Raw genomic sequence first — 24,816 nt, 5'->3', positions numbered from 1 at the left:
TGAAAAAGGAATAATATCATATATAATCAAGCATTAAATTATGGCAAAGAAAGCACTTTTGATGATTCTCGATGGATGGGGAATCGGTAAGCATGGTAAGGGTGATGTGATTTTCAATACTCCAACACCTTACCTTGATTTGTTGACAGCTACATCGGCTCACTCTCAACTTCAGGCCTCTGGTGAGGATGTAGGTCTGCCCGACGGACAGATGGGTAACTCTGAGGTGGGACACCTCAATATCGGTGCCGGACGTATTGTTTATCAGGATCTTGTAAAGATTAACCGTGCCTGCAAGGATGGCTCTATTGTAGAGAATCCTCAGGTGAAGGCCGCTTATACCTATGCCAAGGAGAACAATAAGAAACTGCACCTGATGGGTCTCTGCTCTGATGGTGGTGTACACTCTTCTTTGGAACACCTGTTCAAACTCATTGAGGTAGGTAAGCACTACGGTCTGAAGAACCAGACATTCGTTCACTGTTTCATGGACGGTCGTGATACAGACCCCAAGAGTGGTAAGGGCTTCATCGAGCAGGTTACTAAGGTTTGCGCCGACAACGACGCAGCTATCGCTTCTATCGTAGGTCGTTTCTATGCGATGGACCGTGATAAGCGTTGGGAGCGCGTGAAGGAAGGTTATGACCTGATTGTGAATGGCACTGGTAAGCAGGCTACCGACATGGTGAAGGCCGTAGAAGAGAGCTATGCAGAAGGTGTTACTGACGAGTTCATCAAGCCTATCCATAACAGCACTGTGAATGGTTGTATCGAGGAGGGCGACGTGGTTATCTTCATCAACTTCCGTAACGACCGTGCCAAGGAGCTCACCATCGTATTAACCCAGCAGGATATGCCTGAGCAGGGTATGAAGACTGTTCCTGGTCTGCAGTACTACTGCATGACGCCATACGATGCCAGCTTTACTGGCGTACACATCCTCTTCCCCAAGGAGAATGTTGAGAATACACTGGGTGAATACCTCTCACAGCAGGGCAAGAAGCAGTTGCATACCGCTGAGACAGAGAAGTATGCCCACGTAACCTTCTTCTTCAATGGTGGTCGCGAGCAGCCCTACGAGGGTGAGGACCGTATTCTGGTTCCCTCTCCAAAGGTGGCTACCTACGACCTGAAGCCCGAGATGAGTGCTTATGAGGTAAAGGATAAGTTGGTGGCCGCCATCAATGAGGCAAAGTACGACTTCATCGTTGTAAATTTCGCTAATGGTGATATGGTGGGTCATACAGGTGTCTACAACGCTATCGCCAAGGCCGTATGGGCTGTTGACAACTGCGTGAAGGATGTGATCGAGGCTGCTAAGGCTAACGATTACGAGGCTATCATCATTGCCGACCACGGTAATGCCGACAACGCTATCAATGCCGATGGTACTCCTAACACCGCTCACTCACTGAATCCTGTGCCATTCATCTATGTAACCAATAATAATTCGGCTACCGTGAAGGATGGTCGCTTGGCTGACGTGGCTCCCTCTATCCTGCATATCATGGGACTGGAGCAGCCACAGGATATGACTGGTGAAAACCTGATTTGTGACTAATGACTCAACAGGAGTTTCAAGCTTGTATTGAAAAACACAAGCTCGATATCGAAGAGGTAAGAGACCGTGCACACATGTTGCACGAGAGCGTGAATCAGCACTATGACAAGGTGCACCCTTATGGGTTCCACCTTGACATGGTGGCTGAATCCGTATTCAAGTACGGATATCTCGTGTGCCAGAGCGAGCACGATTTCGTACCTCTTTTCTTTGGTGCTTTCTATCATGACAGCATCGAGGATGCACGAATGACGTATAATGATGTGACAAAGGCTGCTCAACTGTTTATGGACGCTGACCAGGCCTATATCGCAGCAGAGATGGTATATGCGTTGACTAATGACAAAGGACGAACACGTGCTGAGAGAGCCGGCGAGCGTTACTATCAAGGTATTCGTGAAACGCCCTATGCACCTTTTCTGAAACTGGCCGACCGACTGGCTAACGTTACCTATTCTTTTACGCACGGTAACGCTTCAAATAACCACATGAAGGAGGTATATAGGGAAGAAATGCCACATTTTCTTGAGGCTATTAATGCCCATAGTGATGACCCACGACTGGCACTTCCTCAGGAGATGATAGATGATATATATAAGTTATTATGAATATACAGATAGAGGAGTCGTGGAAACGACATCTGCAAGGAGAGTTTGAGAAGCCCTATTTCGTGGGGCTTACAGACAAGGTGCGACAGGAGTATATGGCAGGTACGTGTTATCCGCCAGGAAAACTGATTTTCAATGCCTTTAATCTCTGTCCGTTTGATCAGGTGAGGGTTGTTATCATCGGCCAAGACCCTTATCACGAGCCAGGACAGGCTCACGGATTGAGTTTCTCTGTGCAGGATGGTGTTGCGTTCCCTCCTTCTCTTATCAATATATTCAAGGAGATACAGGATGACCTCGGTACGCCTGTACCACCTACGGGAAACCTGACACGCTGGGCAGAACAGGGCGTGTTGTTGCTCAACGCTACATTGACCGTGCGTGCCCATATGGCAAATAGCCACAGTACGCTGGGATGGCAGAATTTTACGGATGCGGCTATCAAGGCGCTGGCAACAGAGCGTGAACATCTGGTCTATATGCTTTGGGGCGGTTTTGCCCGTTCAAAGGCCTATATGATAGATAAACAGAAGAACCTGATCCTGGAGTCTGTGCATCCTTCTCCATTGAGTGCTAATCGTGGTGGCTGGTTCGGACAGCATCAGTTCTCGCGTTGCAATGCCTATCTCCAGGAAAATGGTATAACCCCAATCGTATGGTAAACAAACTCCCCCCTATATTAGAAGTTGCTGGTGTACTGATCTCGTCGGATATCCTGACGGAAGAATTCTGTTGTGACCTTGAGGTATGCAAGGGTGCCTGTTGTATCGAAGGCGATGCCGGTGCTCCCGTCACCCTTGACGAGGTGATGGAGATAGAGAATCATGTGGAAGGGGTATGGAGCAAGCTAAGTGCTTCTGCTCAGGCTGTGCTTGATAAGCAGGGCGTGGCCTATACTGATCAGGAAGGTGACCTGGTGACGAGTATCGTTGGAGGTAAGGACTGCGTGTTTACTTTCTATGATGACCTGACATTAACTGAAGGGAAAACCGTCGGACACTGTTGCCTCTGCGCTTTAGAGAAGATTTGCAAGCCCATCAGTTGTGCCTTGTATCCTATCCGCGAGAAGACATTCTCTGATGGTACTGTGGCCCTGAACTATCATCAATGGGATATCTGTAAGTGTGGGCGTGAAAAAGGGAAGGCTCTTCACCTTCCCGTTTATCAGTTCTTAAAAGGTCCGCTGGTGCGCCGTTTTGGCGAGCAGTGGTATCAGGAACTCTTTGATGTGGCTTCAGATTTGAAGCAGCAGGGTTACCTGTGATTTAGGATTTGCGATATTTTGACGGACTCATACCCACGTTTTCCTTGAAGTATTTTCCAAGGAACGACTGATTGGGGAAATTCATCTCTTTGGCGATGTCCTTGATGGGCTTTGTGGTATTCTTCAGCAGTACGCGCATCTCCAGTGTGACGTAGTTGTCAATCCACTCGTTGGGCGTGCGACAGCTTACATGTTTCACGGCCTCCGACAGATATTTTGCAGTAATACCCAGTTGTTGGGCGTACCAGCTCACGCGGCGTTCTGTCTTGCAGTGCGCTTCCACCAACTTGATGAATTGTGTGAAGATGGCGTCTGGACGTGACTGTTTCTTCTCCTTTCCCTTGCGATTGCGATAGATAACGTTGCTCAGGTCGTAGAACATAGCCAGCATCAGCACTCTGATCAGTTCTTTCTGGAAATGATTACCCTTGTCTGAAATACGTCTGTCGATGGCGTCGAAATAGTTTCTGAATACTGTTTGCTCCTTTTTGTCAAATCGCATCACAGGATGGTTGCGTGAATAGAGGAACAGGGCAGACATCTCGCTGACGTTACGTATAATATCATGGAAGAAATTCACAGATATCACCATACTCATAGCCACGAAGTCGTCTGAGAGGGTGAACTGGTTGATGACATGGCGTTCGGAAACAATAAATGTCTCGCCAGCACGAACGGTAAACTCACGTGTGTCTACTGTATACTTTGCTTCTCCTTGGGTGCACATACCTATAATAATAAAGTTTGTGCGGCGTGCAGAATCCGGAATGGGGATACGTTTGATATTGTCAATCAAGAACAGATCGTTATCGATGTAGTGATCTTTGCAGTAGCGCTTAATGATGTGAATATTGGTTTCTTGAATTTTGTCCATTTCGTGTATTTGGATTTTTATGGTTACAAAGGTACAGAAAAAAAAGGAAAAATCAAAAAAATAATGAGTGAAAATGGACAGCAGAAATTTTCTGCTGGCCATTTTATAGAATATTAATAGACGTACACCTTGAAATTTTTGATAGAACCTGGTGCTCCTTGTTCTGCTCGTGGCAGATACTCCAGCGCATTGACTGTCTGCTCTGAGCCGAGGTCAATCACCAAGAGGTGGGGTGCCGATGCCCCCTTCTCTGTCTGCCAGTAGGTTGACTCCTGCAGGTCGAAGACTTTATCGCCTAAGTGGTTGCCCCCCTCATCCTCAGAGTTGGCATACTTCGTCTTCCACGGTTCACGCGACAGACGCTTGCCGTCCTGTCCCTGCAGGTAGAGCTCAGCAATGGCCACACGTTCGCCGTCCTTCTGTGTTGAGAGACATTCGATGGCGAGGTAGCGACCCTTTGCGGTCTTACCAAACTGGATGGTCTGCCAGCCGTTTCCAGCCTTGAAGGCACCGGTAGCTACAGGAGTTGCACTGTTGAGGTCGGGCTTGTCGCCTATGTTGTTGTGCTTATTGCTCTTCTCCAGCTGCAGTTTGTTGAGTTCAGGCTCAGCCTGGCCCCATACCACAGCCTCCTTAGGACCAACGATATCGAGTACGATAATCTCGTTCTTGCCCTTCTTCAGCCAGCAACCGGGCACATAGAGCGTCTGTTGCGGACCGATGCTCCAGATGCGGCCCATGGCATGACCATTCACATAGACCTGTCCCTTGCCCCATGTCTCGAAGTTCAGGAAGGTGTCGCCCACCTTCTTCAGGTTGAAGTAGCCGCGGTGGTAGCCGGGTTTCATGATGTCGCCAAGTTTCTTCGAGCCCTCATAGCCCTGTGTAAAGGCGAGTGCAGGAACACTACCTTTCGCCTTGCCGGCAGCTACCTGGTCGTTGACGCCCTTTACCATGTCAAGTGCCTTCGTGGCTGTCTTGTAGTCATCGGGGATGGCCACATTCATCCAGTTCTTTGGCGTCAGCACCATCTCAATGTCGTTTTTCTCCGTTGTCAACGTCACGTCGCCGACGATGCCCTTAAAGTCCTTGATGGCACGACCGAAGTTGATGCGCCCCATGCCTTCGACGATAATAATAAGTTCGGCACCCTCCTTAACGGCGGGGATGGTAAGCGACTTTTCGTTCTTCACACGGTCAATCTTGCCGATATATTTTTTGTCGATAAACACTTGGGCAAAGTCGTGGAACTCGCCGGTGAGCACACTCTGCGATGTTATCTCGGGCAGGCGGGTTGAGTACATCATCGTGCCCCAGCCCATGTCCATCTCCTCGAAGGTTTTGGGCGTGCCATTGACGGGCTTGGTCATGGCGGCTATGAAGGGCGCGAACTCCGTCAGCTCGAACTTAGGCACGGTGATGATGGACATTGGAGCCTTAGGCACAGCGGGCATCTTCTTGCCGTCGTTGTATTTCTCCATCATCTTGCGCAGTTCCCAGAACTTTGGTGTGGCATGACCGTACTCGTTGATGGGCGCATCATAGTCATAGCTGGTCACGTCGGGGGCAAAGCCTGGCGAGTTGGCACCAGCCCAGTGGCCGAACGAGGTGCCACCATGAGTCATGTAGAGCGAGAAGCTGATACCTTTTGAGAGCATCTCGTCCATACCCTCCACCATATCCTTGGCAGGACGTGTCTCGTGGCGTGCTCCCCATTTGTCGAACCAGCCGCTCCAGAACTCTGAGCACATCTTCGGGGCATTGGGACGCAGCTGGCCAAGACGGCGGAACTGCTGGTCGATGTTGGCGCCTGTGCCAAAGTTCATGGTCCATGTCAGGTCGTCAAGGCCGTTCTTCTCGAAGTTGGAAGACCAGTCGCACTGGAACAATGCCAGTTCCTTGCCATAGATGCCACGCAGACAGTCACGAATCTCACTGACATAAGGCTTGTCCTCACCATACGAGCCGTACTCGTTCTCTACCTGAACCATGATGATAGGACCGCCCTTCTGGATGGTCAGCGGAGCCAGTTGCTCACCCACCTTCTGCTCGAAGATTTTTACGCGCTCCATAAAGTATGGGTCGCGTTCGCGAAGCTTGATATCCTTCTTCTTCAGCAGCCACCAGGGCAGACCGCCCATCTCCCATTCTGCACACACATAGGGACCAGGGCGCACGATGACATACATGCCGTTTTTCTGGGCGATACGACAGAACTCGGCCACGTCGTTATTGCCTGTGAAATCAAACTGGCCTTCTTTCTGCTCATGGATATTCCAGAATACATAGATACACACCGTGTTCATGCCCAGAGCCTTACACATCTGGATGCGGTGCTCCCAATAGGGACGAGGAATACGAGGGTAGTGTACCTCGGCAGCTTTCACTACGAATGGCTTACCATTCAACAAGAAGGTCTTGTCGCCCGTAGTAAATGTGCCAGGCTTGCCAGCCGCCTGCATCGTAGCAGGTGCTGCCATCAACAATGCCGCAAGGGCAAGATGCTTCAATAGTTTCTTCATCGTTTTTATTATTAATTCATGCGGTAGCCGCTCTAGCTCTGCTCGCTTTTACAAAGCTTCGCGACTAAAAGAAATTATTCACTTTTCACTATTCACTTTTCACTTACAAATGTTGTAATGCTACGAGGAGCAAGGGTCGCTGTTCCATCGCAAGGGGCGAGGGGCTTGAGCGTCTCGCCTTCAGCATCGCTGGTACGATAGGGCTGCCAGGTGGGCGAAGCCGAACTCCTGCCTACATTGAAGGAGACGGGTTTCTCCTGCTCGCTGTAGTTGATAGCCACGACGACCCATGAGCCGTCTTTGTTCTGATAGGCCGAGACCATCACGCCGTAGGGATCTTCCTTTTCCTTTGAAGAGATGTCGTAGCGCACGGCACCAGGACGCACAAAGCGACTGTAGTTGCCCAGTGCCCACATCAACCGGCTGTCTCTTGCCTGATGTCTGCGGTCGAACACACGGATGAGTCCGTCCTTATAGTTGCCACCACAGGCACGCCACCATGACCAACTCTCTGCATTGGCATAACAGAGGTCATGATGAATGATGCGAGCCACATAGAGAGCCGTCTTCATGGAGAAGTCATATCCACCGCCACCTCCAATCTCCTCGTCATTGCTCATGATGCAGATCTCCGACTGCCAGAACTTGGCATTGTATTTCTTCAGCGTCTTGTGCAGATCCTGGCGAATCTTCTTCATATAAGGTACGGGCGTGTTTGTCCAATAGCTGTGAGCCAGCATCAGGCGAGGCACCAGGGGCGTGTCGCCCAGATAGGTCGCCGTACTGTCTTTCGACCAGAACGACGCAATGGCGTTGCCACGCTCCCATGAGGTCTTGTAGACGCCCAACAGACAGCGCAGGTCGCTCGATTCATTGACCATGATCTGTGTGGTGAGCCCTTTTTCTGTGAAGGCGGCACTGGTCTTACGTGCCACCTCTGCAATCTCCCAGTTGGTGGCAGGAGAACCTTCCTGCTTCGGGCCTTGCCAGTTCCAGTGACCATCAGGTTCGTTGATGGGTGAGATATAGTCTACGTGGATGCCGTGCTCACGTTCCAGTCCGCTGACGCTTTCCGCCATAAACTGTGCAAAGGCATCGTAGCATTCTGAACGCAGGTTCAACGTACCCCCGCGACCAGTATTCGTAGCCCGTTCGTTCTCTGTGAAATAAACGGGAGGAGAATTCAGGAAAGCCAGGATATAAGGCACACCACGCTGTTTGGCCATCTTCAGGAACTTTACCTGACCTGGCTGACGTGTCCAGTCGTAGGTGCCGTCAAAACGCAGGAAACACTCCGTACGTGTATCCTTATTAATATAGGAGGAGTCCCCCTGTTCGGCACTTCCTGCTCCGAGGTTGAAGCGCCATAGTGAAAGACCGATGCCCTTGGGCTTTCCGTTGGCATCATTTTCAGTAGAGAAGAGCCAGTCGGCAATCTGCTGCTGTTGCTCTTCTTCAGGCCATAGTCCGATAGTCTGCATAGACCAGGCGTCAGACGCACCGAAGTGTTCGATGGTCTGTTGTGGGTGCTTTGTGTCAATGGTATAAGTCTGTGATTCTGCGCCCATTGACAGTAAAAGCATTGTAGTTGTCAGTAATAGTTTCATTATATTGGATTTAGTTGGGTACAAAGTTAATATTTTTTCTGCAAAAAATGTGTTGGTATGAGAAAAAAATCGTATCTTTGCCAAAAGATTTGTTGGATATGAAAGCAATACAATGTTTTGATGAGCTCGTTGAGCACCTGAAAGCCAGTGGCGTACGTCGTCGTGTGGCTGTAGTTTGCGGTCGTGATGAAAGTACCAGTGGCGCTGTGGAGCGTGCCGTAAAGGCAGGTTTTGCTGAGGCTATCTACGTGGATGATGACGACGTGGATGTTGCTGCTGCTGAGGCTGTTGCGCTGGTGCGCGAGGGTAAGGCCGATGTGATTATGAAAGGTCTGCTGAATACGGATAATCTGCTGAAGGCTATCCTGAACAAGGAGACTGGCATCCTTCCTAAGGGTCGCGTGCTCACACATCTGTGTTGTGCCAAGATGGAGCAGTATGACAAGTTGCTGTTTATGACCGATGTGGCCGTGATTCCCTATCCCACGAAGGAGCAGCGCGAGCAGCAGCTCATTTACCTGCTGGATCTCTGTCGTAATATGGGTGTTGAGGAACCCCGTATCGCACTTATCAGTTGCTCAGAGAAGGTGAATCCCAAGCATTTCCCCTGCACGGTAGAGTATCGTGAGCTGGTAGAGCAGGCCAATGCAGGCCAGTTTGGCCCTTGTATTGTGGATGGCCCGTTGGATCTGAAGACCTCGTTGTCGCCAGCAGCTCTTCATAAGAAGGGCCTGACATCTCCTTTGGAGGGACGCTCTGATGGCTTGATTTTCTCTGATATCCAGGCCGGCAATGTGTTCTACAAGTCAATCACACTCTTCTGTCAGGCTCAGACGGCAGCCATCCTGCAAGGTCCGCAGGTGCCCGTAGTGCTCACCTCGCGTGCCGACTCAGCCGACAATAAGTTCTATTCTTTAGCGCTTGCCTGCGTCTAAACCTCCAATCTAATAAGCCTTATGTTTATCCTTGTAATCAATCCTGGGTCTACCAGCACCAAGATGGCCGTCTTTGAAGACGAGAAGCCGATGGTGCTGCGTAGTATTTCGCATTCTAATGAAGAACTGGCACAGTTCGGCGACGACGTGTTGAATCAGTTGGACTATCGCAAGCAGTTGGTGCTCAAAGAATTAGCCCATATGAATGTGGCTATGGAGTTCGAAGCTGTGATTGGTCGCGGTGGACTGGTGAAGCCTCTTGCCGGTGGTGTCTATGAGATCAACCAACAGATGCTCGATGATACCTATAACGGTATTGCGATGCACAACCACGCGTGTAACTTAGGATGCCTGATTGCCTATGATATAGCCAAGACCATTCCTGGCTGTCGCTCATTTATAGCCGACCCGGGCGTGGTGGATGAACTCAACGACTATGCACGTATCAGTGGCTCTCCTCTGATGAACCGTATCTGTATCTGGCATGCCCTGAACCAGCGTGCCATAGCCCGTCGCTTTGCCAACGAGATAGGTAAGCGTTACGAGGACCTGGATCTGATTATCTGTCATCTGGGTGGTGGTATCTCGGTGGCTGCCCATCAGCATGGCCGTGCCGTTGATGCCAATAATGCACTGGATGGCGAAGGACCATTCTCGCCCGAGCGTGCTGGCAGTCTGCCTGCTTCCGACCTTATCCGTCTGAGTTTCAGTGGGAAATATACGGAGAAGCAACTGCTGAAACGACTGGCTGGCAAGGCCGGACTGAATGCCCATCTGGGTACGGCTAATGTGAAGGAGATAGAGAAACGTATTGCTGAGGGTGACGCCCATGCCGAGATGATCCTGAATGCGATGATTTATCATGTAGCTAAGAATATCGTGGGACTGGGGGCCGTGTTCTGCGGTAAGGTGGATGCTATCCTGCTGACGGGCGGACTGGCACGTTCTGAGTATGTGATTACCCGTTTGCGTAAGCGTATAGAGTTTCTGGCACCTACCTATTGTTTTCCTGGCGAGGACGAGATGGAGGCTCTGGCACTGAATGCGTTGGACGTGTTGCGTGGCAAACGTGAGGTGAAAATCTACACATAGTGTATTTTATAAACCAATTTCCTTTTATAAATGTTCAAAAAAGGATGCCCTTTTTGTGTGTGTTACGTGTTCAAAATGTAAAAATCTCTATCCCCTTTGGGTAATATTGTCTGATATGGCTAATATTTTTGTGGAAAATTCGCTTTTTTCTGAAAAAAAATGATGAAATTTGCGTGACAAAAACTATAGCTATATGACTCAAAAAAGTAATGAACAAATCGGATATGTTGACTTTAGCAACACGGTAGTGGACTATCAGGACGGTGACGTCGTGATGTTTGACCATGTGGAAGTGTTGTCTAAGGCTTATCCTTTGAAACCAAAAACGACGCTCATTGGCTTCTGTAGTCAGGGGCAGATTACGTTGACGGTCAACGGGAAAACGCTGGACTTTGTTTCGGGAGATGTGTTTGTATGTCCTCCTAATGTGAAGGTAGAGCACAGTGTTCGTGGCGAGGACCTTGACGGAAAGGCTATTTGCCTGTCTGATCATATTATTCAGGCGCTGCTTCGTGACAGGATGGAGGTATGGAATCAAATGGTTTATATCAATCAGGTTTACAAGGTGTCGCTGGACGAATCTTGTGAGAAGAATATCGACCTCTACTATCAACTGTTGCAGTCTAAGATAGAGAGCAGGCGTCGCGTCCCTTCTTATCATACTTTGCAGGCGTTGCTGCGTGCCCTTCTGCTCGATTTGTGTGCCGAACTGGAGGAGGTGAATGGTGCTTTGGATGATCAGCGTCCCTCGCAGGGTAAGATGCTGTTTAACCGTTTCCTGAGTATGATATCCAATAACGAGGTGAAGCGCCAGCCTATTGCCACCTATGCAGGCCTGTTGGCTATCACTCCTAAGTATCTCACGATGCTGTGCCTGAAATACAGCAATAAGACGGCTTCCGACTGGGTTATCCAGTATACTTGTGAGGATATCCGTTTCTACCTGAGAAACAGTAATCTGTCGGTCAAGGAAATTTCCAGCAAACTTGGTTTTGCGAATATGTCACATTTCGGCTCTTATGTTCGCAAACACATGGGCATGTCGCCCAGCGAGTTCAGGCACAGGAAATAAGGGAAAAGTGAATAGTGAAAAGTGAAAAATTTGCTACCGCATCAATCACAGCGCGGTAGCAAATTTTTCACTTTTCACTATTACTTTTGCCCTTACCTTATGCATCGATATTTGCATAGGTGGCGTTCTTCTCGATAAATTCACGACGGGGTTCTACGTCGTCACCCATCAGCATTGAGAAAATCTCGTCGGCCTCGGCAGCATTCTCGATGGTTACCTGCTTCAGCAAGCGGTTCTCTGGGTTCATGGTGGTTTCCCAAAGCTGCTCTGGGTTCATCTCACCAAGACCTTTGTAGCGCTGTGTGTGCAGGGCAGAAGAGTTCTCATCGCCAGCCACGTACTTGTCGATGAACATCTGACGCTGCTGCTCGGTGTAGCAGTACTCAGAATACTTCTTGTAAGTACACTTGTAGAGTGGGGGAGTGGCGATGTAGAGGTGTCCGCCCTGGATCACCTGTGGCATGAAACGATAGAAGAGCGTCATAATCAGCGTGTCGATGTGCGAGCCATCGACGTCGGCATCGGTCATGATGATAATCTTATCGTAACGCAGTTTATCGATATTGGCTTCGCGGTCGCCTTCGCCCTCAACGCCGAAGCGTACACCGATACTCTGGATGATGTTCATCACAGACTCGGCCTCGAACACACGGTGCCACTGTACCTTCTCTACGTTCAGAATCTTACCGCGCAAGGGCAGGATAGCCTGGAAATGACGGTCACGTCCCTGCTTGGCAGAGCCACCTGCAGAGTCACCCTCGACGAGGAAGATCTCACAGGTCTTGGGGTCCTTGTTAGAGCAGTCGGCCAGCTTACCTGGCAGACCACCACCCGTCATGGGGTTCTTGCGCTGTACGCTCTCGCGTGCCTTGCGGGCAGCGATACGGGCTGTAGCAGCCAGCACCACCTTGTCGCAGATCAGCTTAGCCTCCTTGGGGTGTTCCTCCAGATAGTTGCTCAGCGCCTCGCCTACAGCCTGCTGTACGGCACCAGCCACCTCTGAGTTACCCAACTTGGTCTTGGTCTGTCCCTCGAACTGAGGCTCAGCTACCTTGATAGAGATAACGGCTGTCAGACCCTCACGGAAGTCCTCACCTGCAATCTCAATCTTAGCCTTTTCAATCTGCTTGGAGATCTGTGGGTCGGCATCAGCGTAGGCCTTCAGTGTACGTGTCAGGGCCATACGGAAACCAGTCAGGTGAGTACCACCCTCGATGGTGTTGATATTGTTAACGTATGAGTGGATATTCTCGCTGTAATCGGTATTGTACATCACAGCCACCTCGATGGGTACACCCTGCTTCTCTGTCTTCAGGTAGATGACGTCGTCGAAGAGGTGGGTGCGGTGACGGTCCACATAGCGCACAAACTCCTTCAAGCCCTCCTTGGCGTGGAATACCTCGGGCTCGCGCAGGTTGCCTTCCTCGTCAGGACGGAGGTCGGTCAGCGTGATGGTGATGCCAGCATTCAGGTAGGCCAGCTCGCGCATACGCTTGGCGATGATGTCGTACTTATAGAGCGTGGTGGTAAAGATGGTGCCGTCGGGCCAGAACTGCTGACGGGTACCAGTCTTGTCAGTATCGCCCACAATCTTTACGTCGTACAGGGGCTTACCCTTCTCGTACTCCTGCTGATAGATGTGGCCGTTGCGGAATACCTGTGACTTCATGTGGGTAGAGAGGGCGTTTACACAGCTCACACCTACACCATGCAAACCACCAGATACCTTGTAGGAACCCTTGTCGAACTTACCACCGGCGTGCAGCACGGTCATAACCACTTCCAGGGCACTCTTGTGCATCTTCTCGTGTTCGTCAACGGGGATACCGCGTCCGTTATCTTGTACTGTGATAGAATTGTCTTCGTTAATAGTCACCTCAATGTGGGTGCAATAGCCGGCCATAGCCTCGTCGATAGAGTTATCGACGGTCTCGTTCACCAAGTGGTGAAGTCCCTTCTCACTAATGTCGCCAATGTACATAGCAGGGCGCTTGCGCACGGCTTCCAGTCCCTCGAGTACCTGAATGTTACTCGCGGAATAGTTCTGTTCGGTTTGATTCAGTTCTTCTGCCATTTTTGTTAATGTCCTAAATTGGTGCAAAGGTACAAAAAAGTTGTGAGAATAACGAATTTTTTTTCGATAAAAAACACGAAAAAAAGCCGCACAAGTTTTACTTGTACGGCTTCTGTTTATTTTTGCAGCTTATTAGCCCAATTTGTTCACGTGCTGAGCGAGGCTTGACTTCAAGTTAGCAGCCTTGTTCTTGTGAATAATGTGGGTCTTAGCCAGCTTGTCCAACATCTTCTGAATCTGAGGATAGAGGGCTACAGCCTCGTCCTTGTTGGTCATAGCGCGCAGCTTGCGAACAGCGTTACGCATTGTCTTGGCATAGTACTTGTTGTGCAGTGCCTTTTTCTTGTCCTGGCGAATTCTCTTCACCGATGATTTGTGGTTTGCCATTTTTTTTTAATTAATTTTTTTTGTTGTTATTAAAGCTTATGGGTCTTGCGCCTTCCGGCTGCCCTGGGCGGGTTTCTGCAAAGGGTTTCCCCTTTAACAAAAATCCTCCGCCACCCCTTCCTCTTTCGAGTAGCGCTACCACAGCGCAGATGACGGATTTTAATTTCTTTTGGTAGTCCCTAGGAGAGTCGAACTCCTCTTTAGAGAATGAAAATCTCTCGTCCTAACCGATAGACGAAGGGACCATCGACGCTAAAAGCGGGTGCAAAAGTACAACTTTTTTCTTGTTCTGCCAAATTTTCTTAAAGAAAAGTGCAAGTTTTTGTATTTTTTTTGCTAATTTCGCCGCCGTGAAGACGAAAACAGAGGCTATTGTATTGCATTCGGTGAAGTATGGCGAGCAAAAACTTATCGTGGATATGTTTACCCGCCAGTGGGGCAGGTTGTCGTTTGCCCTGCAGTTGCCGCGCACTGCTCAGGCTAAGTTGAAGAAGCAATATTTTCAGCCGCTCACCTTATTAAATATAGAGGCTGATATCCGTCAGCAGGTGCAGTTGCAGAAGATCAGTGAGGCATCATTGCTGTCGCCCCTTCCCTCTTTATTATCTGACCCCTCCAAACTGGCTATCGGCCTGTTTGTCTGTGAGTTCCTGTATCATGCCCTGCGCGATGAACAGCGCAACGAACCGCTTTTCGACTATGTGCGTACCAGTATAGAATGGCTCGACGGGCGCGAGCGCGACTTTGCCAACTTTCATCTTGTCTTCCTGATGCGTCTCAGTCGCTTCCTGGGCTTCTATCCGAATCTGGAATTACGGAATCACGGCACTACGGAATTACGGAATTGTGAAAACAGTCTGTATTTTGACCTGCGTGCTGCCTGCTTCTGCGAACAGCCACCTTTGCATCGTGACTTTCTGATGCCTCAGGAGGCCAGTCGCATCCATCTGCTGATGCGTATGGACTATGCCACCATGCATCTCTTCCGTCTGGGTCGTGCAGATCGTAATCGTATCCTGGAGATTCTCATCCAGTATTATCGCCTGCATATTCCTCAGTTCCCTGAGCTCCGTTCTCTCCCCGTGTTGCAGGAGTTGTTTCAATGATTTTCGTTCAACATTGATATCTGTTGAGTCCTTTTTTTCCTTCTGTCACCATACAAGAATCCACCTGACGTTCACCTTTGTTCACATCGGCATTCTTGCAACTTGTGAAGATACTAGTTATCATTAATATCCCCATCAAATGGGTAATCATACAACTCTTTTTCATTTCAGGCTTCTGTATTTTGTTTTTTTTTCGTCTATCTTTACGAGTTCTTCATTCCACGCAGATTCAAACTCTTCTTGGCTAATGAACTCTGAATGCATCTGCTCGATAAAATCATCAATCCCCATATTTGTGTCAGCCCAAAAGCCATAGTTCCTGTCATTTGGAGTTTTAACGACAACTCTCCCTAATACGTCTCGACCTATTTCTCGACAAACCCCATCGTTTTCATATGTCTCATCATATTCTATATACCATGTTTCTACATAATGGTAAGACTCCTCAAAATCCGGATTAGCTTTGGGAATTACAATCTCCACCAATTTTATAAGTATTTTTTCGAGAAAAGAATACTTTGGAATTGGACCAAGGTCATATTTAAACCTTAAATACTTCATATTTCCATAAGAGAATAATCGTTGTCTTTAAAAACAAAAAGGGTATGCATGCTGTGCATTCTACATTCAGCAATTACCTTTCTGTACATAGATAAATCCGATTTAGGAAGCTCACTTATGCCATCATGCGCAATGATTACTTGTCTCCAATTGCTAAGCCAAAACGGATCCTCCAGTAACTTAGGCATGACATCCCAATTACATGTGATATGCGAAGGAATTCGTACCGAAGACTTCAATGCTTCTAGCAGTTCGACTTTATTTCTTACATATGGAATTCTTGCCATAAATACATCTTCTTCGGCCTGGTCACTTATGCTATCCGACAATTTGTATACGTTGACATTCTTCGTCATGTCTACTAATTCTAAAGATACTGTCGCATCCTGAATATTCAGATTGATATATTCATTGTCATCACTCATGGCATATAGAAACAAATTATTTCCTTCTTGTTTCATTTTAAGAATTAGCGCCAGTTCAGGCATGACAGATGAATTCTCTAACTTAAAATACTCGTCTTCTGGCTCCAGCGAATATTGTATCGAAGTCCAATCCTTTATAACCAAATTGCAAGGATTCAAGACGTCCTTCTGAAGATTATCATCATAATAATAATCAAAAGAAAAAATCATCATTCTCCTTTGGATGTCAAAGGAAAAATGAGTCGTATAATTATCGTCAAATGAGTAATACATATTATCCAGAGAGCAGCGGGACATGTCTTTGATTTCTCCCACCATACGACATGACGTGATGGATGAGCATTCGACTTCGTTTTTCAATCTATCCTCGGCATGGTGATTAATCCGTTGCATAGTGCAAAGATAGGTAAATCATTTTTGTCGTGCAAATATTACTGAGACTTTTTTCTATAGGAACCGTAACTCAATGAGTTTGTGGTGGCGTTTCAATGAGTTTGTGGTCGTAACTCTATGGTTTTCGGTTGCCAAGTCATAGGTTTATGATGCCTAAGTTCATAAAATACGATGCCTTAACCTATGCTTTCTAAATGGACGCGGTAAACTCGTAGAAAAAAGGTGTTTTCTGACGTTTCCTGATTTGGGTGGTTCTCTAACTAGCCAGTAAAATTTCTCTAGTTAGCCAGTAAAATTTTCCTAGTTAAGGAGTAGAGAAACGTCGAGTTGCTGATAGAGAAACGACGAGTTGCTCATCGAGACTCCACCTTTTAGCATGAAAACTTCGGCAACCGCGATAAGTACTGTGTTTGCGCTAGGTGGGGTGTTGCTTCATCACTCCCCCTAACACCCCACCCAACACTCCCCCTAACACCCCACCCAGATGGATTGCTCCCGTAAGCGTATCCGCTTTGACGTCTTGACTCGTATCCCAAAAGTCGGTACCTTTGCATATTCATTTTAACAGATATGCAAATATGGAATTACAGACAGCCGATGCCCGTCATGAGAAGACCTGGCATCAATTTCTTTCAGAATTAGAGAAGCAGCCTCGCTTGCGCCTTGCAGCATATCTTCGTTCTGTCCACGTAAAGCAACGATGTTTCGAGAAGTGGCTTTACGGTCGTGGCTACAGTGTGCACGATGCGAAGAGCCGCGTTCTCAAGTTTCGTAATGAGTCAGACACGTTGGATCCATCTATGTCGTCAGCACCATCGATTCTTCCAGTCCGTCTGGCATCTGAACCAGATGTTCCCATCCGTCCTTGTGACCTTCTTACGGGTATCAGCCTGACACTTCCTGACGGGACGATGATCAATATTCGTCGCGGAAGTGCCGAAGCAGTCGTTTCATTCCTTAAACTTTATTCCGGGGAGGGCGTGCCATGTTCGGATTAGAGGAAAGCAGACAGTATTATGTGTGCCAGCGCTATGTGCGGATGAACATGGGCATCAACGGATTGTCAAAAATTGTAAGTAATGAACTGAGACGCCCGCTCTTGAACGGCGATGTTTTTATCTTCTTTGGCAAGAACCGCCAGATGGTGAAGCTGCTTTGCTGGGATGGTGACGGTTTCCTGCTTTATCAGAAGCGATTAGAGAAAGGGACTTTTGAGCTACCCCGTTTCAGGCCTGACCAGAAGGCCGTAGAGATGTCCTACAGGACACTTTCTGCCATTATGCGGGGCGTGAGCCTCCGAAGCGTCAGATATCGCAGGAGACTGAGAATTGACAACTTTGCGGTTTCGCAAATAGCTGACTATCAGTAAAATAAACAAAAAACAGTATGTTTTTTCTTTGGTAATCTCGTTCTTTTTTTGTACCTTTGTAATATGAAAAAGGACGAGATTATCAGTATGCTCCAGCAGCAGAATGCCTTCCTGCAGCAACAGCTTAGGGAGGCAAATGACCGTCTTGAAGAAGCCAACCGTAAGGTGGATGAGCTTTTCAAGAAGGTGTCATCGCTGGAGGAACTGCTCATCCGGAAGAATCAGGAGGAGAAGAAACAGCGTAATGTCATCAAGGGACTGACGAAGATACAGCAGAACAAATCGGAGAGACAGACTCCGTCCGTGTCGGCATCAAGTACCACTTCTCCAGACTCAAACAGTCAGCAGTCTGATTCCGCCCCGAAGCCGAGGGCAAGGACCAACTATGGAGCTAGACGCAAGGATCACTATGAGGTGGAGGTCGAGGAGGAGGACGTCTATCCTACAGATTCATGCTTCGATGAGATGAAAGCACGTCTGATAGATACTCACGACGTGGTACGCTACATCCTTGTACCCATGCGCTTCATCAAGAAGGTATATCACGTACGTATCTATACCCAGGACGGAGCCGTCATGGAGGGAAAGGCTCCTGTAGCTCCCCTGCTGGGCTCGAACTACGACGGTTCCTTCATCGCAGGCATCGCCCAGCTGCGCTACATCTACTCCATGCCTGTGGAGCGTATCGTCAAGTACTTTACGGAGAACGGTTTCGATATGGACAAGGGTACTGCTCACGGACTGTTGCGCAAGACGGAAGGCGTCTTCGAGAACCTGTACAAGGCGATGGGGCTGGCAGTCAAGGAAGACGACTATCTGGCAGGCGACGAGACTTATCATCGCGTACTTGTCAAGGTGCCTGGCGGAAAGGGCTCGAAGAAAGGATACATCTGGGTAGTGACAGCCATGCACACAGGACTGGTCTATTATTTTTATCACGACGGATCAAGAGGACAGGATGTCATCCTTAACTATATAGGCGACTATGGAGGAACCTTCCAGTCAGACGGATTCTATCCCTACAGGAAGATGGCTGCAAAACTTACGAGACTCTCCTGCCTACAGCATGTGAAGAGGAAATTTCTCGACTGCGATGATGACGGTGAGGCACAGACTATAGTCAGGCTTATAAACGAGCTTTACCAAATGGAGCATCATCATAGGATTGAGACAGACGGCTGGACGGTAGAGAAAAACCTCCGCTGGAGACAGAAGTATGCCCCCAAGATACTGAAAGAGATACGCAAGAGGCTTGACCGGATGGCGGCAGACCCTGAGATGCTGCCCAAGTCGGACAAGTATATTGCCGTGCACTATATGCTCAACGAATGGGAAGCCATCGGAAATATCTTCACCAGGGGAGACTATCATTTGGACAACAACCTCGTTGAGAGACTCAACAGGTACATATCGCTCTCAAGGAGAAACTCGCTCTTCTTCGGATCACACAAAGGAGCCCAGCGTGCTGCCATGTTTTATTCGCTGGCATGCTCTTGTAGACTCAACAAGATTAATTTCTTCGAGTACATCTCAGATGTCATCAACAGGGCAGCGCTGATGCAGCCAAACACCGATATCAGGGAATACAGAGCCCTGCTGCCAGACAAATGGAAAGACTTATAGTCTGCAAGGCGTTAGAGCGGATACGCTTACTTGCTCCCCAAGATGTCCTGAATAACGAGGGTGTAGTGTTGGGGTTAGTGTTTGGGGGAGTGTTGGGGTTACTGTTAGCATAACACTAACCCCTCCGATTTCCCTTTGTATAAAGGCTTTTTCTGCGATTGGGTGGGGTGTGAGGGTTAGTATGGAATACCATCAAGCTTGTGATACAGCCACGAGTTAGACTTTCCAAAATAGGTTTTTGATAAGTCCGCCCACGAGGTACTGCCTGCGATTTTTATAAAAAATATTATTTCTTTGTTTAATATCTGCCATCTTTTTCGTTATATAAATAGAATGACGCAAGAAGAGTTTACACATATAGCCAGCGAGATGCGTGCGAACGCCGTTACGGTAGCCCTGAAATGTGGGGCTGCACCTGCTGATGCCGAGGATATTGCGCAGGATGTGATGATAAAGCTCTGGTATCTGCATGAGAAGATGGACGATGCTACTCGCATGAAGAGCCTGGTGGCGATTACCACGAGACATGTGTGCATAGACCGATGGCGCACGACACGCACTCATGCGGAAGTGGGCAGCATGATGCCGCTTGTGGATGAAGGTTCGCTGTACGACCGTTTGGAATATGCAGAACTGGAGCAATGGATGAACGATCAGATAGATGCTTTGCCTAACACCTCGCGAATCGTGCTCACGATGAGACAACTGGAACACCGTGAACTGAGCGAGATTGCAGATATCCTGGGTATCAAGCAGACATCCGTATCAACTTTGCTTGCTCGAGCAAGAAACGAACTAATGAATAAACTGAAAAGGAGGAACCAACGATGAATAGAATCTATGACAAACAAGAAATTGCCCGTATGCTTGATAAGTTCATGGCTGGCGAAACCAGTCTGAACGAGGAGCAGATGTTGGCAGAATACTTTCGCACCAACGAGGTGGGCGATGAATGGCAGGAATACAAGGAGATGTTTGCCCTGTTCGATAGCGGAAAGGTTGACATCGAACCAGAAACGGAGGTAGCACAGCCTGTCAACATCAGCTGGGAAAAAGTAAAAACGCTTCCAAAGGATGTCAACACAAAGCCTAAGATACTCATCAGGTGGATGATGACTGGCATTGCGGCGAGCATATTATTCATTATCGGGTTCTACATCTTTAATAAAGATGGAGAGTCAGAGACGCAGGATGTGTTGGTGGCGCAAGTGAGTAAGTCTAACGATGCAAATCCAATAATGGAAACATCTTCGACCATACCCGAAGAACCTCAGGTGCTACAGCAGCCTTTGAAAAGAAGTCATCGTAAGAAAAGAGTTAATTCTAAACCGCAAAAAGCTCCCGTACAATATATGACGGACGAAATGGTTGACCAACTGTTGTCGAATAACCGTCAAGTTACGGCACTTCAGTTGACATCCGACAACAAAGAGATAGAAAACGAAATTAGAAGGCGAGGCGAGCTGCTGACCAATGACCTGCTGGCCTTCACAACAAGCAAATAAAAACGAGCAACAAATATGAAAAACTTATTGATATTATCGTTATTATACATAACATTACAGGCAAATGCGCAAGGCCTCAACGAGCGTGTCATCAAGTTAACTGATCAGTTGGACTCCATTGGAGTGGCAACTTTTGAGGCAAACTATTCACATGGTCTCAGGACTGAGTATATCGTCACCGTCAGCTGTGAGCTATACGACGACTCCCCTGCCCCCATCAAGTATCAGGACCAGCAGGGCAACATACTTTCCGTCACGCCGGAGCAAGACAAAAGAATACGTGACCTGTGGCGACGCAGCCATGAGAGCTACGACCTGATTCGCTCCACTAGTCGTCTGTTAGCCGAGGAAGGAACAGAGTGCTACATCTGGGAAAGTCACCGCAACGGCATTGACAGCCTGCTCTACTCTGTAGCACTCAGAGACTTCACAAACCAACAGGATAAGACTTACATGCCAGACCTATCGACGAATCCAGAATGGAGCAAATACGGTGGAGCCAAGGAAGGATTCATCCTGAAAGCTAATCCATCGCGTTTTCTTCCTAACAACGATATGGAAGCCTATAAAAAGAACCGATTCCAGCCCAAAAGCGAAATCAGCTTTACTTATAGACTGACCGTAGAAGAGGAAGACGAAGACACGGTTTATTACGTGGACTACAAAGAGTTTGCCGGAATGATTGACAAAGTGCTGCAAACAGACGGTGTCAAGAGCCATCCCATCCTGATTACTCACGACAAGGGGGCAAAGGTTGAGGACTTCAAGTCAGAAATAATCTCATGCGACATCACCCATCCCGACCTTGATGGCGAGACGCACGGTACAGTCTATGAGATAGAAACAGCCGAGTTGGCTAATACCCTGCGCCGCCTATTGTCCGCCGAGATAGGCAACTATGTCGATCGTCATAGAAATCTGAACTATCTTTATCGTCCTTTACAAGACTACTCCGGCGACATGCGCGGTATGTTCAGCAGCAACAATTGGGTTATTCGCACAGAATTTCATACCAAGCATTGGTATACCTTTGACAAGAATCTGTCGTGTAGAGTGCTTCTTTACCATGTCGGTTCCAAAGCCTACGTCCTCGTCCTTGAATCTGTCAACGACTTCTGGCTTCCTAAAGACTGGCATAAGCTAAAAAGTTGGAAGAATGGAGTAAAGGAATATCTATAATTACAACTATAGATTATCAGGATAGAAGTAAATAATTTCGGACTTTTATTCCTGCAAAGAATCCATTTTAAAGAAAAAGATGTAATTTTGCAGACGAAAGTATTTTCTAAAACTATGTCGATATGAGTATTGAGGATAAAAGCAGATATGTGAATGATGCAGTGGAACTGCTGAAGGAACTGATAGCTACGCCACGCGTGAGCAGGGATGAAACCGCAGCTGCCGACAAGATGGAGGCGAAGATGCGCGCGTGGGGGATGAACCCACGACGCGAGGCTAATAACCTGTGGGTGGTGTCGGACAACTATGATGAGGCCAGGCAGACCATTCTCCTCAATGCGCATATCGACACGGTGAAGCCGGTGGCTACATGGACGAAGAACCCGCATGAGCCTCTGATGGAGGGCGATAAGCTCTTTGGTCTGGGTTCGAATGACTGTGGCGGCGGACTGGTAACGCTTCTGCAGGCGTTTCGTATCCTGAATAGTCAGCCTCGCGCGTATAACCTTATCTATCTGGCATCGGCCGAGGAAGAGGTGTCGGGCAAGAATGGGGTAGAGCATGTGCTGCCTATGCTGCCCAGGATTGACGTGGCTATCGTTGGTGAGCCTACGGGTATGCAACCAGCCATTGCCGAGAAGGGACTGATGGTGGTAGATGGTTTTGCGAAGGGTGTGAGCGGTCATGCCGCAAGAAACGAGGGTGTGAATGCTATCTATGAAGCGCTGGATGACCTGGTATGGCTACGTGATTACCGATTTGGTAAGGAGAGTCCGCTGCTAGGGCCTACAAAGATGACGGTGACGCAGGTGGAGAGTGGCACGCAGCACAACGTGATACCAGATAGCCTGCATTTCGTTTTGGATATACGTACCAATGAGTATTATCAGAATGAGTATGTGTTTGCGTTCCTTCAGAAACACATGAAACGCTGCGAACTGAAGGCTCGTTCGTTCCGTCTGCATTCATCTTCTATTCCTGCAGACCATCCATTGGTGAAGCGTTGCGTGGATTTGGGTCTGAAACCTTTCGGTTCGCCTACATTGTCTGATCAGGCATTGATGTCGTTCCCCTCGTTCAAACTGGGACCAGGCGAGTCGTCACGCAGTCATAGTGCCGATGAGTTTATCTGCATCAGCGAGATAGAAAAAGCATTAACACTTTATCTGGATATTCTTAGCGCCTGAGCCAAGGACGCGGATCGAGCAACTCTGTCCAGTTGCGCAACTGGAACTGCATGGTGTTGCTGGAGCCGAGTGAGCCAAGCGTCTGGTTGGTGGTCACCTTCTGTCCTGCAGCAACGCTGACGGCGGCAAGGTCGCAATAGACGGAGATATACTTGCCGTGACGTACCATCACGATATAGGAATTACCTGTAGAGTAAATCTTGCTGACCACACCATCGAAGACGCAACGCGCTTTGGCACCGGGCTGTCCCTTCAGGTGCAGACCCTTACTGCTGAGGTGCACATTACCCAGACCTTCCACAATATTAGAGCCAAAGCTACGTACTACCTGATAGGCACCTGTGATAGGCATGGGCAGACGCCCCTTGTTGCCTGCAAAACTGCCTGAGAGTTTCTGGTCGGGGTCGGCGCTGGTGTAAGTGCTGATTTCTTTCTTGGCCTGTTCTACATGGCGCTCAGCCGTCTTACGCTCGTTCTCGGCTTCCTGTGCCCTCTGCTTGGCAGCCGCTTTCTCCTTGGCAGTCTTGGCAGCCAGTGCTTCGGCCTTTGCCTTCTCCTCGCGTGCCTTTGCCTCGGCCAGACGACGCTCGCGCTCCTTGCGTTCACGTTCCTTGCGTGCCAGTTCCTCAGCCTTACGTTTCTTCTCGGCTTCTATGCGGGCTTTCTCGCGGGCTATCTCCTCGGCAATGAGTTTCTCTATCTTAGCATTCAGGGCAGCCTCCTGTTGCTGTTCCTTCTTGATGAGGTCCTGGACGGTGCGCTGCTCCTTCTGCAGTTGGGTTACCATCTTCTTCTGCTCAGCCTGCTTACGCTCCATAGCCGCCTGCTCGCGCTGTCCTTTTACCAGCAGGTTGCTCTTCTCTTGCTTGCTATTGCTGATTTCCTGTTTTTTCTCCTCGATCTGTTGCTGTTTTACCTTTACCGCTTCACCCTGTGCCCTTTGGTAGGTGGCATATTCTTTCATGAAACGGGTGCGGCGATACATCTGGTTGACGTTCTGCGCGCTGAAGAAAAACATCATCTTGTTTCTCGACTTGCGGTTACGATGCATGTATCTCACGGAATTGGCATAGCGCTTCTGACGAGTCTTTAGTTCTTTCTGGAGCGTGTCCATCTGCGCTTCAAGAAAAGCCAGGTTCCTATTGAGTGAGTCGATGTCGGTCTTGATGGTGTCGATAGTACGACGTTTTTCGCTGATTTCATCGTTGAGAACCAGCACATCCTGCATCTGCTTCTTCACCTGCTGGTCCAGTACCTGCTTTCTGCGCTTCTTCTCCTCGATATCTTTCTTGAGCCTTTTCTGGTCTGCCTGCAACTGTTCCCTTTGTGTAGGTTGCTTCTTCTTCTTGGTTTGTTGCACTTTCGTAGTCGTCTGTTTGCGCTGCGTAGTCCTGCGCTTCGACTTTTGTGCCGGCGCAGCTATGCAGACAATAAGCATCAGTAGCAGTATGCAGATCTTTCTCATTTATTCA

General features: G+C 48.5%; 24 protein-coding genes and 1 tRNA gene. 15 read left to right on the top strand and 10 right to left on the bottom strand.

Features of this window, described 5'->3' with window-relative positions:
• Positions 1–40 precede the first annotated feature (40 nt).
• The 4 genes from gpmI to L6466_RS12750 are packed head-to-tail and all read left to right on the top strand — an operon-like array spanning position 41 to position 3,433.
• Positions 41–1,561, top strand: a complete 1,521-nt coding sequence (gene gpmI / locus L6466_RS12765; RefSeq protein WP_091816454.1) for a 2,3-bisphosphoglycerate-independent phosphoglycerate mutase — start codon at positions 41–43, stop codon at positions 1,559–1,561.
• Complete coding sequence (locus L6466_RS12760) at positions 1,561–2,169, top strand: RasGAP domain-containing protein (protein WP_091816451.1); 609 nt, start codon at positions 1,561–1,563, stop codon at positions 2,167–2,169. Before gpmI ends, L6466_RS12760 begins: the two co-directional genes overlap by 1 nt.
• Positions 2,166–2,831, top strand: coding sequence for a uracil-DNA glycosylase (locus tag L6466_RS12755; RefSeq protein ID WP_237802662.1), 666 nt, complete (start codon positions 2,166–2,168; stop codon positions 2,829–2,831). Before L6466_RS12760 ends, L6466_RS12755 begins: the two co-directional genes overlap by 4 nt.
• Positions 2,825–3,433 carry a DUF3109 family protein gene (locus L6466_RS12750; RefSeq protein ID WP_237802663.1) on the top strand — a complete coding sequence of 203 codons (609 nt, stop codon included), beginning with the start codon at positions 2,825–2,827 and terminating at the stop codon, positions 3,431–3,433. Before L6466_RS12755 ends, L6466_RS12750 begins: the two co-directional genes overlap by 7 nt.
• 1 nt (position 3,434) lies before the next feature.
• On the opposite strand, the gene L6466_RS12745 is transcribed toward L6466_RS12750, so the two are convergent.
• The 3 genes from L6466_RS12745 to L6466_RS12735 all read right to left on the bottom strand — a co-directional run bounded on the left by L6466_RS12745 (position 3,435) and on the right by L6466_RS12735 (position 8,436).
• On the bottom strand, positions 3,435–4,307 hold the full coding sequence (locus L6466_RS12745; protein ID WP_091816443.1) for a helix-turn-helix domain-containing protein: 873 nt from the start codon (positions 4,305–4,307) through the stop codon (positions 3,435–3,437).
• Positions 4,308–4,420: 113 nt separating this feature from the next.
• A complete protein-coding gene (locus L6466_RS12740; RefSeq protein ID WP_237802664.1) occupies positions 4,421–6,829 on the bottom strand; it encodes a beta-galactosidase in 2,409 nt (802 codons plus the stop codon).
• Between the two features lie 92 nt (positions 6,830–6,921).
• Entirely contained in the window at positions 6,922–8,436 is a 1,515-nt protein-coding gene (locus L6466_RS12735) for a glycoside hydrolase family 30 protein (protein WP_237802665.1), read from the bottom strand.
• A 98-nt stretch (positions 8,437–8,534) separates the two neighbouring features.
• On the opposite strand from L6466_RS12735, the gene L6466_RS12730 reads away from it, so the two are divergent.
• From L6466_RS12730 to L6466_RS12720, 3 genes are all read left to right on the top strand, one after another.
• The gene (locus L6466_RS12730; protein ID WP_237802666.1) at positions 8,535–9,371 is read left to right on the top strand and encodes a phosphate acyltransferase; all 837 of its coding nucleotides are present in this window, start codon (positions 8,535–8,537) and stop codon (positions 9,369–9,371) included.
• Positions 9,372–9,392: 21 nt separating this feature from the next.
• Positions 9,393–10,463, top strand: a complete 1,071-nt coding sequence (gene buk, locus L6466_RS12725; RefSeq protein WP_091816432.1) for a butyrate kinase — start codon at positions 9,393–9,395, stop codon at positions 10,461–10,463.
• A 193-nt stretch (positions 10,464–10,656) separates the two neighbouring features.
• A complete protein-coding gene (locus tag L6466_RS12720) occupies positions 10,657–11,535 on the top strand; it encodes an AraC family transcriptional regulator (protein WP_237802667.1) in 879 nt (292 codons plus the stop codon).
• A gap of 97 nt (positions 11,536–11,632) precedes the next feature.
• On the opposite strand, the gene gyrB is transcribed toward L6466_RS12720, so the two are convergent.
• The 3 genes from gyrB to L6466_RS12705 all read right to left on the bottom strand — a co-directional run bounded on the left by gyrB (position 11,633) and on the right by L6466_RS12705 (position 14,241).
• Complete coding sequence (gene gyrB, locus L6466_RS12715) at positions 11,633–13,609, bottom strand: DNA topoisomerase (ATP-hydrolyzing) subunit B (RefSeq protein ID WP_237802668.1); 1,977 nt, start codon at positions 13,607–13,609, stop codon at positions 11,633–11,635.
• 132 nt (positions 13,610–13,741) lie between these two features.
• Complete coding sequence (rpsT, locus tag L6466_RS12710) at positions 13,742–13,996, bottom strand: 30S ribosomal protein S20 (RefSeq protein WP_091816424.1); 255 nt, start codon at positions 13,994–13,996, stop codon at positions 13,742–13,744.
• Between the two features lie 170 nt (positions 13,997–14,166).
• Positions 14,167–14,241, bottom strand: a tRNA-Glu gene (locus L6466_RS12705).
• 105 nt (positions 14,242–14,346) lie between these two features.
• On the opposite strand from L6466_RS12705, the gene recO reads away from it, so the two are divergent.
• Positions 14,347–15,102 (top strand): DNA repair protein RecO, encoded by a 756-nt coding sequence (gene recO, locus L6466_RS12700; protein WP_091816421.1) that lies wholly within the window; start codon positions 14,347–14,349, stop codon positions 15,100–15,102.
• 162 nt (positions 15,103–15,264) lie between these two features.
• On the opposite strand, the gene L6466_RS12695 is transcribed toward recO, so the two are convergent.
• Positions 15,265–15,663 (bottom strand): hypothetical protein, encoded by a 399-nt coding sequence (locus L6466_RS12695; RefSeq protein WP_237802669.1) that lies wholly within the window; start codon positions 15,661–15,663, stop codon positions 15,265–15,267.
• Positions 15,660–16,481, bottom strand: coding sequence for a hypothetical protein (locus tag L6466_RS12690; protein WP_237802670.1), 822 nt, complete (start codon positions 16,479–16,481; stop codon positions 15,660–15,662). Before L6466_RS12690 ends, L6466_RS12695 begins: the two co-directional genes overlap by 4 nt.
• 578 nt (positions 16,482–17,059) lie before the next feature.
• Between L6466_RS12690 and L6466_RS12685 the strand changes: the two genes are divergently transcribed.
• The 3 genes from L6466_RS12685 to tnpC all read left to right on the top strand — a co-directional run bounded on the left by L6466_RS12685 (position 17,060) and on the right by tnpC (position 19,473).
• Complete coding sequence (locus L6466_RS12685; protein ID WP_237802671.1) at positions 17,060–17,479, top strand: hypothetical protein; 420 nt, start codon at positions 17,060–17,062, stop codon at positions 17,477–17,479.
• Complete coding sequence (gene tnpB, locus L6466_RS12680) at positions 17,467–17,850, top strand: IS66 family insertion sequence element accessory protein TnpB (RefSeq protein ID WP_237793647.1); 384 nt, start codon at positions 17,467–17,469, stop codon at positions 17,848–17,850. The genes L6466_RS12685 and tnpB overlap by 13 nt, the downstream gene beginning before the upstream one ends.
• Positions 17,851–17,913: 63 nt before the next feature.
• Positions 17,914–19,473 carry an IS66 family transposase gene (gene tnpC, locus L6466_RS12675; protein WP_237793648.1) on the top strand — a complete coding sequence of 520 codons (1,560 nt, stop codon included), beginning with the start codon at positions 17,914–17,916 and terminating at the stop codon, positions 19,471–19,473.
• Positions 19,474–19,649: 176 nt separating this feature from the next.
• Here tnpC and L6466_RS12670 read toward each other — a convergent pair whose 3' ends face one another.
• The gene (locus L6466_RS12670; RefSeq protein WP_237813112.1) at positions 19,650–19,745 is read right to left on the bottom strand and encodes a DUF5053 domain-containing protein; all 96 of its coding nucleotides are present in this window, start codon (positions 19,743–19,745) and stop codon (positions 19,650–19,652) included.
• A gap of 61 nt (positions 19,746–19,806) precedes the next feature.
• Here L6466_RS12670 and L6466_RS12665 point away from each other — a divergent pair, with 61 nt between their 5' ends.
• From L6466_RS12665 to L6466_RS12650, 4 genes are all read left to right on the top strand, one after another.
• The gene (locus L6466_RS12665) at positions 19,807–20,304 is read left to right on the top strand and encodes an RNA polymerase sigma factor (RefSeq protein ID WP_237802672.1); all 498 of its coding nucleotides are present in this window, start codon (positions 19,807–19,809) and stop codon (positions 20,302–20,304) included.
• Positions 20,301–20,978, top strand: coding sequence for a hypothetical protein (locus L6466_RS12660; RefSeq protein ID WP_237802673.1), 678 nt, complete (start codon positions 20,301–20,303; stop codon positions 20,976–20,978). Before L6466_RS12665 ends, L6466_RS12660 begins: the two co-directional genes overlap by 4 nt.
• Before the next feature lie 15 nt (positions 20,979–20,993).
• Positions 20,994–22,157 carry a hypothetical protein gene (locus L6466_RS12655; RefSeq protein WP_237802674.1) on the top strand — a complete coding sequence of 388 codons (1,164 nt, stop codon included), beginning with the start codon at positions 20,994–20,996 and terminating at the stop codon, positions 22,155–22,157.
• A gap of 122 nt (positions 22,158–22,279) precedes the next feature.
• Positions 22,280–23,344, top strand: coding sequence for a M20 family metallo-hydrolase (locus tag L6466_RS12650; protein WP_237802675.1), 1,065 nt, complete (start codon positions 22,280–22,282; stop codon positions 23,342–23,344).
• On the opposite strand, the gene L6466_RS12645 is transcribed toward L6466_RS12650, so the two are convergent.
• On the bottom strand, positions 23,334–24,809 hold the full coding sequence (locus tag L6466_RS12645; protein ID WP_091818780.1) for a murein hydrolase activator EnvC family protein: 1,476 nt from the start codon (positions 24,807–24,809) through the stop codon (positions 23,334–23,336). The two genes, L6466_RS12650 and L6466_RS12645, sit on opposite strands and share 11 nt — an antisense overlap.
• Positions 24,810–24,816: the final 7 nt, after the last annotated feature.

This window comes from Prevotella communis (assembly GCF_022024175.1).
In the GTDB taxonomy this organism is placed as follows: Bacteria; Bacteroidota; Bacteroidia; order Bacteroidales; family Bacteroidaceae; genus Prevotella; species Prevotella communis.
This window is presented reverse-complemented; position numbering and strand designations above follow the sequence as displayed.

Excerpts from the sequence above, each read along its gene's own strand:
- L6466_RS12720 (WP_237802667.1), top strand. The coding sequence starts at position 10,657 with ATGACTCAAAAAAGTAATGAACAAATCGGATATGTTGACTTTAGCAAC.
- L6466_RS12650 (WP_237802675.1), top strand. The coding sequence starts at position 22,280 with ATGAGTATTGAGGATAAAAGCAGATATGTGAATGATGCAGTGGAACTG.
- L6466_RS12745 (WP_091816443.1), bottom strand. The coding sequence starts at position 4,307 with ATGGACAAAATTCAAGAAACCAATATTCACATCATTAAGCGCTACTGC.
- gpmI (WP_091816454.1), top strand. The coding sequence starts at position 41 with ATGGCAAAGAAAGCACTTTTGATGATTCTCGATGGATGGGGAATCGGT.
- L6466_RS12755 (WP_237802662.1), top strand. The coding sequence starts at position 2,166 with ATGAATATACAGATAGAGGAGTCGTGGAAACGACATCTGCAAGGAGAG.
- L6466_RS12730 (WP_237802666.1), top strand. The coding sequence starts at position 8,535 with ATGAAAGCAATACAATGTTTTGATGAGCTCGTTGAGCACCTGAAAGCC.
- L6466_RS12660 (WP_237802673.1), top strand. The coding sequence starts at position 20,301 with ATGAATAGAATCTATGACAAACAAGAAATTGCCCGTATGCTTGATAAG.
- L6466_RS12740 (WP_237802664.1), bottom strand. The coding sequence starts at position 6,829 with ATGAAGAAACTATTGAAGCATCTTGCCCTTGCGGCATTGTTGATGGCA.
- L6466_RS12655 (WP_237802674.1), top strand. The coding sequence starts at position 20,994 with ATGAAAAACTTATTGATATTATCGTTATTATACATAACATTACAGGCA.
- L6466_RS12665 (WP_237802672.1), top strand. The coding sequence starts at position 19,807 with ATGACGCAAGAAGAGTTTACACATATAGCCAGCGAGATGCGTGCGAAC.
- L6466_RS12760 (WP_091816451.1), top strand. The coding sequence starts at position 1,561 with ATGACTCAACAGGAGTTTCAAGCTTGTATTGAAAAACACAAGCTCGAT.
- buk (WP_091816432.1), top strand. The coding sequence starts at position 9,393 with ATGTTTATCCTTGTAATCAATCCTGGGTCTACCAGCACCAAGATGGCC.
- L6466_RS12750 (WP_237802663.1), top strand. The coding sequence starts at position 2,825 with ATGGTAAACAAACTCCCCCCTATATTAGAAGTTGCTGGTGTACTGATC.
- tnpC (WP_237793648.1), top strand. The coding sequence starts at position 17,914 with ATGAAAAAGGACGAGATTATCAGTATGCTCCAGCAGCAGAATGCCTTC.
- L6466_RS12735 (WP_237802665.1), bottom strand. The coding sequence starts at position 8,436 with ATGAAACTATTACTGACAACTACAATGCTTTTACTGTCAATGGGCGCA.
- tnpB (WP_237793647.1), top strand. The coding sequence starts at position 17,467 with ATGTTCGGATTAGAGGAAAGCAGACAGTATTATGTGTGCCAGCGCTAT.
- L6466_RS12695 (WP_237802669.1), bottom strand. The coding sequence starts at position 15,663 with ATGAAGTATTTAAGGTTTAAATATGACCTTGGTCCAATTCCAAAGTAT.
- gyrB (WP_237802668.1), bottom strand. The coding sequence starts at position 13,609 with ATGGCAGAAGAACTGAATCAAACCGAACAGAACTATTCCGCGAGTAAC.
- L6466_RS12645 (WP_091818780.1), bottom strand. The coding sequence starts at position 24,809 with ATGAGAAAGATCTGCATACTGCTACTGATGCTTATTGTCTGCATAGCT.
- L6466_RS12685 (WP_237802671.1), top strand. The coding sequence starts at position 17,060 with ATGGAATTACAGACAGCCGATGCCCGTCATGAGAAGACCTGGCATCAA.
- rpsT (WP_091816424.1), bottom strand. The coding sequence starts at position 13,996 with ATGGCAAACCACAAATCATCGGTGAAGAGAATTCGCCAGGACAAGAAA.
- L6466_RS12690 (WP_237802670.1), bottom strand. The coding sequence starts at position 16,481 with ATGCAACGGATTAATCACCATGCCGAGGATAGATTGAAAAACGAAGTC.